Here is a 13,894-nt window from a genome sequence, read left to right as displayed (position 1 = left end):
TCGTTCCTCAACCTTGTTGCAGCGCCGATCTGGCGTGTAAATTTCCTACAAACCTGACGCCGCGCAGTTGTCCAGTCATCCCGAAGATTGGGTATCCGTGACTTCGCGTTACGCAGAATACCCCTGCTTTACAGCATCTTATGCACAAAACTTGCCGAGAAGAAATATGGCAGACCCTACGTGACAAGCTATTTTGCGTCATGTAGGATTTTTTCAAACAATTTAACCCAAAGCGGCCGGCGACGGCAGCAGACCACCCCCACCATCGTAGGATGGGACCGGAATACGCGCCCAAGCGCTAACTCCGATCGACACAGGAGAGAGAGAAATGTCGTTGCATGCCCGTGCTTCCCTCGCGCTAGGCAAAATTGCCGTGGCGCTCGCGTTTGCAGGTATCGCCGTCGCGGCTCATGCCGACACGGTCCGCGTAACGGTCGCGCATTACAGCGATGCGACCGCGCCGTACTTCGAAAAAATGGCCCGCAACTTCGAGAAGGCCAATCCCGGCACGACCATCAAGATCGAAGACGTGAACTGGGACACGCTGCAACAGAAACTGCAAACGGACATCTCCGGCGGCGCCAACGCCGACCTGGCGATCGTGGGTACGCGCTGGCTGCTCGACTTCGTGAAGGACGACGTCGCCGAGCCGCTCGACGGCTACATGGACGCCAGCTTCAAGGGCCGCTTCATCGGTCCGTTCCTCGCACCGGGCGAAATCAACGGCAAGGTGTACGGCCTGCCGATCGCCGCGTCCGCACGCGCGCTCTATTACAACAAGGATCTGCTCGCGAAGGTCGGCTATCCCGACGGCCCGAAAACATGGAATGACGTGATCGAAGCCTCGAAGAAACTGAAGGCACAGGGCGTGGCGGGCTTCGGTCTGCAAGGCAAGGAAATCGAAACCGACGTCTACTATTACTACGCGTTGTGGACCAACGGCGGCGACGTGGTCGGCAAAGACGGCAAGGCCGCGTTCAATTCGGCGGCCGGCGTCAAGGCGGCTACGCTTTACAAGACCATGATCGACCAGGGCCTGACGCAGCCTGGCGTGACCGGCTACAGCCGCGAAGACGTGCAGAATCTGTTCAAGCAAGGCCGCGTCGCGATGATGATTTCCGCGCCGTTCCTCGCGAAGCAGATCAAGAAGGAAGCACCGAACCTGAAGTACGGTATCGATCCGATCCCGATGGGCACGACGCACGCCACGTATGCCGTGACCGACTCGATCGTGATGTTCAAGAACTCGAAGGTGAAGAAGTCGGCATGGAAGTTCCTCGACTATCTGTTCACGAAGGAACCGCGTGTCGAGTTCACGACGACCGAAGGCTTCCTGCCGACCACCAAGGCTGAGGCAACCGATCCGGCATTCAACGATCCGGATACCAAAGCTTTCGTCGCGCTGCTGCCTACAGCTCACTTCGCACCGACCGTAACCGGTTGGGAAGACACTGCGAAGGCCGTGACCGATGCAATGCAATCGGTCTACCTGGGCAAGGCGAAACCTGCTGATGCGTTGAATGCCGCCGCGACGCAAGCGAACAAGTCGCTCGGTAAGTAAAACGCGTAGTCTCGTAGCAAGATGTTGAATACGAAACGCGCGCCGCCGTTGCGAAGGCGGCGCGCGTTTCGGTTGTCATGCACGTTAGTACAGTTGGTAAGCGCGAATACGCGCTAATACACGTTACGCAAGTAATGCACTATCCGGCCCATCCCGTCGCGTCCGTTTTTTAACATGGACGCGTCTTACGATCGAGCACGCATGAGCCGTTCCGCTTCTTCGCGCCTGCAGGCGCCCTGGTTGCTGATTGCGCCGAGTCTGGTGTTGGCGCTTTTTATCATCACCTATCCGATTTTCAACATCGTGTGGCAATCGCTGCACGAGGTCTCGCGCTTCGGCGCAATTCGCGATTTCACCGGTCTGCAGAACTTCTACACGATCTTCACCGACCCTGCGTTTCTCGCCGCCGCCAAACGGACGATTGTCTGGACCGCGTGCGTGGTGGGCGGCACCGTGCTGATTTCGGTGCCGGTTGCGCTGGTGCTGAATCAGGATTTCTATGGACGCGGCGTGGCGCGCACGATTGTGATGCTGCCGTGGTCGGTTTCGCTGACGATGACCGCCGTGGTGTGGCGCTGGGCCTTCAATGATGACTACGGCATGGTCAACGTGACGTTGCAGCGGCTTGGCTTGATCAATGGTCCGATCCATTGGCTCGCGACGCCGGAGCTCGCGTTTCCGGTGGAGATCGCGGTGGGCATTCTGGTGTCGATTCCATTTACGGTGACGATTTTGCTAGGCGGATTGTCGTCGGTGCCGGGCGATATTTATGAAGCGGCGCGGATGGATGGCGCCAGTGCGTGGCAGCAGTTTCGCAAGCTGACGATGCCGCTCTTGCGGCCGTTCATCAACATGACGATTCTGTTGAATGTGATCTACGTGTTCAATTCTTTCCCGATCATCTGGGTGATGACGCAAGGCGGGCCGGATAACGGCACGCATATTCTCGTTACGTATCTCTATGAGCTTGGGTTCCGGCTGGGACGTCCCGGCGAAGCCGCGGCGGTGTCGCTGATCATGCTCGTCATGCTGTTCGTTTTCTCGATCGCCTATCTGCGACTGCAGCCCGCGAAAGAAGGAGAGACGTCATGAGTCTTAGCGTCAAGATGAAGCGCTCGCTGTGGTGCTGGTTGGCACTGTCGCCGCTGATTGTGGCCGTGCTGTTTCCGTTTGCTGTGATGTTGTTTACTGCGTTGAAGCCGGCTACGGAGATCTTTGTTTACCCGGCGCGGTGGTTGCCGGTGCATTGGCAGTGGAGCAATTTTTCGGATATGTGGGTTGCGGCTAACTTCGGCGTGGCGCTGCGGAATAGTTGTGTGATTAGTTTTTTGTCTACTGCGCTGGCGTTGGCTGTGAGTTTGCCGGCGGCTTATGCGTTGGCTCGGTTTCCGTTTCGAGGGAAGGGGTTGTATTCGCAGTTTCTGTTGGTGACGCAGATGTTGTCGCCTATCTTGCTGGTTGTTGGGTTGTTCCGGTTGGCTGCGATGATTCCTTATGGGGATGGGAATCTGGTTGACTCCAAGATTGGCGTCATCGTTTCTTATGCGGCGTTCAATATCGCGTTTGCGGTTTGGATGTTGTCTTCTTACTTTCAGACGGTGCCGAGGGATCTTGAGGAGTCGGCCTGGTTGGAGGGGTGTGGGAGGACGAAGGCTGTTTTTAAAGTTTTCTTGCCGTTGGCTGTGCCGGCGATTGTTGTTACGGCGATTTTCACCTTCATCAATGCGTGGAATGAGTTTGCGGTGGTTTATACGTTGATTCGGTCGCCGGAGAATAAGACTTTGACCGTTCAAGTGACTGATATGGTCGCGGGGAAGTATGTTGTTGAGTGGCATTTGGTGATGGCCGCGACTCTTTGTGCGACGTTGCCGGTTTCGGTTGTGTTTGCCTGGTTGCAGAGGTTTTTGGTTAAGGGGTTGGCGTTGGGGGCGGTGAAGTAGGTCTTTTTGAGGCGCGGCGAGGCTGACCTGCCGCTCCTCAAATTTCACGGTCACCTAGATGTCAGTTGCCGTGATTTCATCCTTCTCGCAAAAACCACACAATCCCATTGCCATTTCCATCGACCTCCGGTCCTGGCATCGGTTCACCCGATTCGACATGTACCGTCTTTTTCAGAAAGTGATTGAACCACTCGCCACCGCGTGGGCACGGCTGACCCGGTAACGCGCTGAGCACGGCCGCCCGAGGCGGCAGATCCGCGGGAGGGTGCTGCTCGCCCGGCAGGCTCGACTCAACTGAGTATTCGTCCACGCTGTCATCAACCTTATGGAACTCAATCTGGTCAGGATATGGTGGCCAAATACCCGGCGCGTCGAAGCGTCGTGACCATAGTTCGCTGGTGCGGCCATTGAAATGGATTTCTCCGGTCATTGAGCCAGTGTGAAAGCTCGGCATCGGCGTAAGTCGCATTCCTCGGATGACATCGCTCACGACCTTGTAGAGCTGCGGGATGCCGTCTGGCACAGGCCCAAGTGTCGGTTGGTCGCCTGCCTGTAGCACATACGTGCAACCCGCTCTCCAGACCTGGATACCGGGCATCTCCCGCAACGCCGCCCATCCCGACTGCGGGATTGCACTTGGGAAATCCTCGTCGAAGAACGTCAGCCAGTTCACACCTTTGAGTGCCTTCTGAAGGTGATCAACCAGATAGAAACCGCTTGCAACCACATCCAAGCCGAAATATCGCTGTTGTATGTCGAACTCATCAGCGAGCGATTCGCTCTTATCCTGTGGCAACAGCGATGCCAGACCCGCATTACCGTTCCACGGACGCAACTCTTCACAACAAAATCGTAGAAAGTCGGAAAATAGCTTTGGCTGTCCTCCGGGACCGAATACCGCCTCAACCGGCATGGCGAAATTAAGCCACGATAGCGGCGCATTCTTTCCCGTGGTTTGCCAGTGTCGCGTACCCAACACTGCTATATAGCAGTCGCTCGCATCGTCAACGGAACGTCCTCCCGATAAACGCCAGTCCAGTTGATCATCCGGGTGCATCGTGGTGACATATTCGCGGATCGATGGAGTCGCCTTTTTGTCACCAATCTTGACAGCGCGCCGACTCACGTCTTCGTTAGGCAATACCCATTCCAACCGGTCACGGAACATCCGCTCGAACACGTCGAAGCAGTTCGCTATTGCAATGCGCTTCTCACGTGTCTCGCCTCCCCAGAAATAGAACGTCCCGGACAGACCCACGCAAAGCTTGCGAAGACCGCTGTTGGCATCGTTGTAGACGATGTCGTTTTCGTATTTGAGAAATTGTGTCCAGAGACTCATGCCGATTGTTCGTAAGAGGAAGAGTTGTTCATAGCATGTCGAACTCACGCACCAGCATCGCGCCCGTCCATCCACATCCATCTTCCGCTTACCCACTGTTCGCGAACGGTCGGTTGGTACGCGTGGAGGCGCACTTGGTCAAACCGTTGGCCCGCCCGCACAAACAGCCGATCGGTCGCGCCGTTCTCTGACCAGCCCTGCCATAGTCCCGTTTCCGGACAGAGCATTCCGGTGCAAAGATTCATCTCGTCGTATTTCTGACGCTTCATTTGACGACGGCGATCCAGTTCCGTTGGCGTCAGGTAACTGCGCGTGAATATCACCGAGCGCAGATTTTCCGCGTCCTTCAGGCTGACGTAGTCGGGTGGGTCATCCCGTCCTTCGAAATCGAGATCCGCATAAACATCAAAGATCGAATCAACCGGCAACGGTAGACGATACGAAAGTCCAACGTGATTACGGTCTCCGAGAAAACCACCAAGACCGGGGTTAAAGAAGTCGCGCGGTTCGGCTCGTACCCCGTCAATCAACTCGCCCCGTACGAGGCGGTGAAGCCCAAGGAGGGATTCATAGCTCTCTTTCGCTATGTGTGTCGTGATATCACTACTGACCCGAAGCATGAAATATTTGACGGCGGCCTTACCGTCATTCGATCTGATTGTATCGAATACAAATTCCAGCGTGGCGAAGTCGGGCTCGTATCGATAGACGCGTTCAATCCCGCGCTCGATAGGTCCGTCCGGAGACTTCCCAAGAGTTTGTTGCACCTCGTCAAAGGAAATTTCTCCAGCAGTCCATTGCAGACCTGTTTCGACAGCGCGCAGCAATTGCTTTCGCTGAGCGTCTGTCATGTTACGTTTAAGCGGCGCAGCTGGCATGTCACTTCTCTCCATTGTTAGGGGGTGACTGTTTTGCAGCGATTTCGGCGAGGCGGCTTCCGTTGTGGTCAAGTGCATACTTGCGACTGCACTGGTTATCAGCAATACCTTCAGGTTCATGTCCTGTCCAATAGATTTCAGCCACCTCGCCGCAGAAGAAAGCATCGTCTTCCCACGGCCTGCCGGTATAACCTTCTCCAACACCGTCGCTAACCATCTTATCCACGTCAATTGGTGTACCTCCTGCTCCTACATCACTCAACAAGCTCCTCGCCTGCTGCCGCGCGCTTGCATACTCTTTTTCGAAAGAATCATTGTCTTTCGTATAGCTCAGCAGTGAACGCGTAAGTCTGTATTGGTACAACACATAAAAGTAAGCTCCAACCGCCATTCGTTTGATACCGGTCTGCGCCAGGTAATCGGAGGGAAATTTCTGGCTTGCAGCCGTTTTCACAACATTCAGCGTTGTTTCGGTTCTTGCCAGGTTCCGTGGCCATTCGACGATGTTCGGTGTATCCGCGAAGTTTTCGGCCTGCTGCTGTACCATTGCGAAAATCCAGAACCATTGCTGACAGTGACGCGTTTCGTGATAAATCGTGTTGACGAAGTCCCCGAGTTTTGTCACAGCAGTACGGCGTCTTGCGTCTTGATCATCTGTTGATCTAGCCTCGAAAAGCGGAGCTAGCGCGACACCGCTTACGGTCAATCTCCAGTCCGCAAGCGAAAATATTCCCTTCGCATCTCCTGGCAATGCATTGAGGCTTATTGCCACTAAGGGCGCACACATTTCTGGAAGGGCGAATGCGCCCGATGATCGATCGGCAACTGCGCTCCTGACAACGGGATACAAAATGTCAGCGATCTTATTGCATTGCCTTTCATCCAACGGCATTGTCAACTGAAGCGACGCACGACCGCCTTTTTCACCAAAATAGTTATCGCCCCATTGCACTTTTTCAAGCAGAACTTCGTGGAGGGTAGTTGCAAAATCTTTTGCAACAGGGAATTCCAATTGACGAGGATGTTTGCCACTCGCCGTTGAATAGCGCATGCCCCAATTGTATGGGCTACAAAGCGCGTAGTATGGGTCGAAGCCAGAGCTCGATGGTTGATCACCATTGGTCTGCAATTTCTTCGATCCAACCGCACGTGTTTGAACGGTGCGCTTTTCGAAGCCTATGTCGGGGCTGCGATCGGATACGCCTGCGCGTGGCGTTGATTGCGTTATTGATGGATGATAGACAGCGGCTGCGTTGCCCGTTCCGTCGTTGTGAAGGATTTCAACGGTAGCAATCTGAATGGTTTCGGCTAACACCAACGCCGTCTCACCCGACTCACTTGTATTTCCTTCGATCACCTGCCCATCGCCCAACGTAATTCGATAAGGCTGCTCTGGTATGCGCAATCCAGAGCAGTTTTCTATCAACACAAAGTGCTCGGCCACCTTCGCCGACGTTACGTCCGTCAATGGCATCTTTACGGGCTTCCCCCGTGCCACATCGGTCACATGGCTCGCTGCATGAACAAGGAATTGGCCGTTAGTGAAACCACGAATCCCTGCCGCGCTAATTTCTAGTTCCGAACCGCCACCATTCAGACGGATACCTTGTTTAGCCGTCAGGTTGATCCAATCCGACGTACTGATGAACTCCACCGCCTTCTTCGCGATGACTTCGACCTTATCGCTCTGCGCCTCGATGCGAACCTTACCCGCCGCTGCGACGAGACGCATACCGAGCTTGTGGACGAAGAGCGAGTAACCTCCGCGGATCGCCGCGAATAAAGATTGCGCCACTGCAATACCAATGTGGCCGCCAGTCGTCATTGCGAGGTTTTCGTCGCTCGCGATGTGAGTGCTGCCAGCCGTAGTCAACTGAATTCCAGCAGGGCTGGCGACTGTCAGATGGGGTTCCGCGAACTGGGGGAACAGGTTGTCATCCTTGGGCGTGCCACCGCGTATCGCGTCGTTTTGCGCCTTGATCGCGCTCGAAACTTCGCTCTGGTCCGCATCCTTCTGCTGCGCTTCGTGCTGCTGTGCAAGTCCTGTCAGGCTCTCATGCAGCTCGCACGCCTGTGTCAGTCGCGCGACGGTTTCGCCCATGTCCTTTACGTGCGACTGCGCGTTGGGTCGCGCCTCGGTCGTAATGAGCATTCCCATCCCGGCACGCACCACACCCCAGAAATCTGTCCGAAGCTCAAAACCCTTGCCACGCGCGTCCTGCCGTCCCTTATTGCCGAAAATACGCCGCAGAAAACCGAGACTCAATTGCGAGGTACCGTGATCACTCGACAGTTGCGTCTGGATCTCACCGTTGGTGTCGTCCATCGCGAGGTGGTTCGTCCGTCCGCCGCCCAGTTCTTTACTGCGCACGCCGGACAGCGCCTGGTTGTCGGGCAGTTGCCATGGCGGTTGATTGAACGCGTTGATCACACGTCCCGTTACGACAGGCAGGTCGGGGTCGCCGTTGATGTGCTCCACCAGCACTTCCTGCCCGATACGTGGAAGATATGTCGCTCCGAACTGGTTGCCCTGCGACGGCGAAGACACGCGGAGCCAGCAACTAGAATTCTCATCACGAGTTCCAAGTCGATCCCAGATGAACTGAGCCTTGATACGTCCGTAGGCGTCGGTCCAGATTTCCTGATCTTCTGGACCCACCACCATGGCGACCTCCGGACCGGACGTGCGCGGCTTCGCAATGATCTGCATCAAGCGGAACGGCTCGCTGACCGGCTGAATCTCAAAGTCAGTTTCGCAGCGAAAGCGCTGACCGGTGCCCGTTGCCTCTCCTATCTCCTCAATGTCGAGCGTGCTGGACACGACCACATATTCGCGGTTCGCCGCCGTCTGCGGGAAATGCGTGAGCACGAAGGTGTAGCCAGTCGTCAATCCGCGCAGGTTGCCCTGCCCTTTGGCCCGCAGCCCAGTGCAGCGCAACGCCTCCATGCGCACCTTCGCCAGATATCTCGCTTCAGTCTGTGGTTGACTATGTTCACCCGTGAGACCTGCTGCACCTGCCTGCGGCTGCGCGCAGTCGCCCCATGTGTAATGCTCCTGACGCGCCTGGGCCGTATCGCGAGGGTCTTCGTATTTCGTGGTGAGATCCGCGCGCGGTCTCGTATAGTCGTAGTCAACGCTCGACACGCCGTCAGTTGTCAGTCGACTCTCGACCGAGAGCGCGTGGATATGCTCCTCGTCGATACGTTTGCCAGTCGGCGCTTCATAACGAATCGTGCGATACGCGTCGCCATGCGGTTTGTGCGCCGCCGTTGCGTCGGCCAACACCAGACGATGCCTGCCGTTGCTGTACTCGAACCAGTAGAAGAGGCCCCACTCTTCCCACAACCGCTGGAGAAAGGTCCAGTCGCTCTCCCAATGCTGCCGCTGGATGTCTCGCTTCGGATAAGGCGTTCGTGCGCCGGGACTAAACAGCCGCTTCTCGACTGGGAACGTGTAGGCCGACAGCACTGTGTCTGTTATCTCCACGACATTCAGATTCTGGAACAGACGACAGTTCTGATTCTTCGTGGCGAGCCACAACCAGGGGCGCAGCACCAGTTCGTAGACAATCGAACGACCGTCTTCGCGCAAGAGGCTCGCAGATGCGACGATGCCAGTGATTTCGCGAGTCCCCGCGCCGACGTTTTCCATGCCGGCGTCACCGCGCATCCCCGGCATGAATCTGCCATGTCCTTCCAGTTCAATTGATACGGTGACCTCGGTGCCGATGAGCTTGTCGAGATCGACGTTGGCCGCCTCGCTCGGAGAAAACGCATACGCATCGGGTGTCTTGAGTTCCAGCGTGTAGGTGAACAATTCGCCCAGCGTTTCTGTGCCCCGCAACCGAATGGGTGTGAGAATTGGTTGGCGGTCGAGCCCATATGTGGGCAGGGCTGCGCCGGACACAGCTAACGTGCGGGACTGAATACGATTGAACATGGTCATTCCACGGGGAGCCGCCGCGCATCAAGGTCGCGACCGTGTTGTTTTTTACGTCGCGTGCCGATTGCTAGTCGTCGTTCATAACGGCGAAACCAGGGTGGCGCGGAGCGTTGATGCGTTATGCGTTGGGCGAGACTGTCCGGTTACCCGATTGATAACCGGGACGGAGTCATGGACAAGGCAGTAAGGGCAAGCGGGAAGCAAAGGCGCGCATCTGCGGGGATGCGGTGAGTAGTTCGGTACCGGTCATCACGTCTCTTCCTGTTTTATTGTGTGATGCCAAACGTAACGGACCTGGATGAGAACTTCTATGAGAAAAATCAGATTTTGATTTTTCTTTGCATAACTTTACAGTTTTGTTGGTTGGTGGGGCACTAAGCATATTGCATATTTGCACGAAGCAAACAAACTGCAGAACAGCCGACCGGACAGCTACGTGGCCAGTCGATGTGAATACCGCGCCGGGGTGGCTACAGGTTGGTCGTGTCAGACACTTTTTAAGAAAAACGAGTTTCCCAGTCTCCGAGGGATAGTTTTTGTTTCACCTGTGAGCATATGATAGGAAGCTATCCGCGGCAAACGGCAATCGGAAACCGGTATGAAAGAATCCCAGCGCTTTCACGACGTCCTCGACTATTGGCACAAAATCGAATTTTTTATCCCGTTCGATCTGCAGCAGGTGTTCGATACAGCGGACGAGGACGCCCTCAAATGGCTGCTACCGGCTGATCTTGCCTCAGGCTCTACTTCTCCGTTGCAAGTCAAAGTGCCTAGAGGGCGCGAACTCATCGGCTTCAGGCTATATGTCGGCATCTTCGAGATGCAGGCAATCTCAGACTTTTCCAGTAAGTTGTCCGCAAGCGCCGAGACGAACACGATCGAGGATGATGAACGCACTCAACTCGATGGGCGATCGTGTATTGCCAGAGTCAATCTGAGCGCACAAGGGCAGCCTGTGTTCGATCCACTATCCGTGTCCACCGTGCCATGGGCACTGGGTACGGCCTCGAGATTGGGGCTGGCCGCGCTCGGTGCGTCCGCGTTCGAAGCAGCGCGGCAGAATTTATCCGACAGGTTGTTCAACTACGAATTTGAGCGCCTCAGGAACCGATCCGATTCGGAATACGAGTTAAAGTCGATGCCGATTACGGCGAAGGAACTGCTGGCGTTGCATGAATTGCTCGTGACATGGTCGGGTTTCGAACTGCCTCCGGATTTACCAGTGGCGTTGCTCGAGATTGTCACGAAGGAAGAAAAGAACGACGGCAAGCGGCCCATACTCGCGCAGGAAGTGCGGACGACAGCGGCAACATCATCACCAGCGGATTCGCCTGCAGTGCCCGACTCGAACGACGAAGAAAGCGACGATGAGGACGACACCGCCGCTGACGAGCCAACCATCGATATCCTCAACAGCTTCTATATCGACGATATCGAACAATGCATGGCATCTGTTCGCGAGGGCGATCTGCCGGCCACCCTGCTTGCGTATTTGTCGCCGGGGGATGTACAGCGGCGCGTCGATCTATATAGCGATTCAGGCCGCGCGGCGATCGTTCAAGCCTTGCATCCTACGAAAATGAATGTAGGGCACTGGCCCGAAGACTCATCGCGGAAAATGAGCTTGATGCAACAGTTCGCGATCAATACGGCTTTCGACTTATTGAAAACGGAGGGCCTATTCTCCGTCAATGGACCGCCCGGAACCGGAAAGACGACGTTGTTGCGAGACATGATCTCCGAGAATGTAGTACAGCGCGCCCGACAACTATCCGCATTGACGAATGCAGCCGACGCCCTCTCGGGTGCAAGGGTCAAAATCGCCTTTACGGATGGGAATATCGCGACAATTCGTCGACTGCGTCCCGAGTTGACAGGGTTCGAAATGGTGGTGGCGTCATCGAACAACGCGGCGGTCGAGAACATTTCTGGCGATTTGCCAAAGCGTAAACAATTGGGTGATGCGTGGCAGGGTGTGCGGTATCTCCAGCCGATCGCGCACAAGATCGCTGCGCAAACGGGAGAGAAGCGCTTTGCAAAGCTCCAGCCGCAGGACATACCCTGGGGTTTGATTTCGTGCGCGCTTGGCAACAGGAAGAACCGGCGGCGTTTCCGTGAACGATTTTTCGAAGACAAGCGCCGGGAAGATGAACGCGGCGGTTCGAACGACCCGCGCGCTGTTTGGGATTGGATCAAGCAGTACTCGGGACCGACGTATGAATCGGCGCGGCGTGCGTTTCTTGATGCGGACGCAGCCGTCCGGACAGCAATCAGCGAACGCTCGCGCTACGGCGAGTTGCACTCCGTGTGGTCTGGCGTATCGGAGGAGCAGTTCACTAGTCCCGCTGCGGACACGTTGACTGAAGCCGAGCGCGTCGTACAACAGATGGCAGTGGAGAAATTGCGAAATGATGCCGCGCTGAAAGAGGTTGAAGCCTCGCTTGCGGACCTGAAGGAGGAAGAGCGGCTTCTCGACCGTGTGCGTCCGGGACGTCTCGCTAAGCTGTTCCGCACGGAAGTGGCACTTCGGCATGCCACGGATGTTGCCCAAAACGCTCATGCGCAGATTGACGCGCGCCGTAAACTGAGTCAATGCCGTGCGGCGTCAACTGCGACAGCAGAGACAACAAGCCAAGCTATATCGCGAGTTACGCTTGCCAAAACAGCGCTGTCCGATGCACAGACTACGTGGCGCAAGAATCAGGCGCAGCTCGCCGATTACCGGCGGCAGTTCGGCAAGATGACTTTGCCGGGTCCACTGGAAATGATCGAGACGGACGGCGTTCAGCGAGATGGATTTTGGCAAGACCCGGACCTGGCGAGCTTACGCTCGCAACTTTTCGTGGCTGCGCTTGCTCTGCACGAAGCGTGGTTCGCCGAAGTCGCACAGACAGGCGGAGCAGGTTTTGGCGGCAACCTGTTTGCGATCGGCAAAATGGTAAATGGCACGCGTCTGGAAAATGCCGCCGACGCGGAGTTGATCTGGCAGAGCCTGTTCATGGTCGTACCGGTCGTATCCACGACCTTTGCTTCGTTCGCGCGGCAGTTTCGCGGGATGGGGCCGCGCTCGATCGGCTGGCTCTTCATCGACGAAGCCGGGCAGGCAGTGCCTCAAGCGGCTGTCGGCGCGTTGTGGCGCGCCCGACGCGCGATGGTGGTGGGCGACCCGCTGCAAATCGAACCTGTGTTCACGGTGCCCGTCAGTTTGATCAATGCGTTAGCGAACCTGTCACCCCACACGGCGGACGGACGATACTCTCCTGCCAAAGTGTCGGTTCAGCGCCTGGCTGACGATGCTAATCCATACGGCACCTACGTAACGGTCGATGGAGAAGATCCCTTGTGGATTGGGAGTCCACTGCGGGTGCACCGACGCTGTGTTTATCCGATGTTTCCGATCGCGAACCGAATCGCCTATCAAGACAAGATGGTGTACGGACCTGACTCTCGTGTGCCGCCAGACGACCGATTCGGACTCGGAGAGAGCGCGTGGATCGATGTGCGAGGCAAGACATCGGAGAAACAGGTTGTACCGGCACAGATCGGTGTTGTCGTGTCGCTAATTGCACAACTCTATGCGAAATCCGGGACTTTGCCCGCGATGTATGTGATTTCACCGTTCAAGGCGGTTAAGAGAAATCTGCTGGCGCGACTGCAAGGACTTGACTGGAAAGAACTGACTGATGTGCGACCGCCGTCACAGAAAGATTTCCAACGATGGTGTCGCGATCGAATTGGCACCGTGCATACGTTTCAGGGCAAAGAGGAAAGCGTAGTCGTCTTCGTACTCGGCGCCGACCACGATCATGCGGGATCGGCCGACTGGGCGGCAGCTAAGCCGAATCTCTTGAATGTGGCGGTGACGCGAGCGCAGCATCGGGTATTTGTCGTGGGTGACGCTTCGCTGTGGGGCGAGCGAAAGTATTTTGGTGAGGCACTGTCGCAGCTCGGCAAGCCGATCTCGGCCGAGCAATGGCTCGCGCGAATCACTGGCGGTGTAGATCGAGACCGGGAAAAGGCGTTACAGGCAACGTGACGCGAAGGAAATGTTGTGCCCCAGTGTGCGAATGTTTCGGTTGGCTGGTCGACGGCAAAGGCACCGGCGTCAGTTTTGATTTAGGCACTGAGACAATCCTTTCTGGTGTATTAGCAGGTGCTCGACCAGTCAGGCAAGCTCAGCAAAGATATCAGTTGTCTTGCTGGACGTGAGCACTCCAACGCTTGGCTTGCAGC

The 13,894-nt window shown here is 56.2% G+C and carries 7 protein-coding genes; 4 read left to right on the top strand and 3 right to left on the bottom strand.

Annotation, left to right across the window (positions count from 1 at the left end; translation table 11 throughout):
* Positions 1-328 precede the first annotated feature (328 nt).
* From ACOSV0_RS24120 to ACOSV0_RS24110, 3 genes are all read left to right on the top strand, one after another.
* Positions 329-1,561, top strand: a complete 1,233-nt coding sequence (locus ACOSV0_RS24120) for an ABC transporter substrate-binding protein (protein ID WP_434114381.1) — start codon at positions 329-331, stop codon at positions 1,559-1,561.
* Positions 1,562-1,762: 201 nt separating this feature from the next.
* Positions 1,763-2,653 (top strand): carbohydrate ABC transporter permease, encoded by an 891-nt coding sequence (locus tag ACOSV0_RS24115; RefSeq protein WP_434114379.1) that lies wholly within the window; start codon positions 1,763-1,765, stop codon positions 2,651-2,653.
* Positions 2,650-3,501, top strand: coding sequence for a carbohydrate ABC transporter permease (locus ACOSV0_RS24110; RefSeq protein ID WP_434114377.1), 852 nt, complete (start codon positions 2,650-2,652; stop codon positions 3,499-3,501). The genes ACOSV0_RS24115 and ACOSV0_RS24110 overlap by 4 nt, the downstream gene beginning before the upstream one ends.
* Before the next feature lie 76 nt (positions 3,502-3,577).
* Here ACOSV0_RS24110 and ACOSV0_RS24105 read toward each other — a convergent pair whose 3' ends face one another.
* Genes ACOSV0_RS24105 through ACOSV0_RS24095 form a run of 3 tightly spaced genes read right to left on the bottom strand, consistent with a single transcriptional unit; the run spans position 3,578 to position 9,658 of the window.
* Positions 3,578-4,840: a type VI immunity family protein gene (locus ACOSV0_RS24105; RefSeq protein WP_434114375.1), complete on the bottom strand. Its 1,263-nt coding sequence runs from the start codon at positions 4,838-4,840 to the stop codon at positions 3,578-3,580.
* A gap of 44 nt (positions 4,841-4,884) precedes the next feature.
* A complete protein-coding gene (locus ACOSV0_RS24100) occupies positions 4,885-5,718 on the bottom strand; it encodes a hypothetical protein (protein ID WP_434114373.1) in 834 nt (277 codons plus the stop codon).
* A gap of 1 nt (position 5,719) precedes the next feature.
* Complete coding sequence (locus ACOSV0_RS24095; RefSeq protein ID WP_434114371.1) at positions 5,720-9,658, bottom strand: type VI secretion system Vgr family protein; 3,939 nt, start codon at positions 9,656-9,658, stop codon at positions 5,720-5,722.
* A gap of 601 nt (positions 9,659-10,259) precedes the next feature.
* Here ACOSV0_RS24095 and ACOSV0_RS24090 point away from each other — a divergent pair.
* Positions 10,260-13,697, top strand: a complete 3,438-nt coding sequence (locus ACOSV0_RS24090; protein ID WP_434114370.1) for an AAA domain-containing protein — start codon at positions 10,260-10,262, stop codon at positions 13,695-13,697.
* The last annotated feature ends 197 nt before the right edge of the window (positions 13,698-13,894 follow it).

This window comes from Paraburkholderia caffeinilytica (genome assembly GCF_051027425.1).
In the GTDB taxonomy this organism is placed as follows: Bacteria; Pseudomonadota; Gammaproteobacteria; order Burkholderiales; family Burkholderiaceae; genus Paraburkholderia; species Paraburkholderia caffeinilytica_A.
The sequence above is the reverse complement of the archived record's forward strand: the minus strand, read 5'-3'. Positions and strand labels throughout refer to the sequence as shown.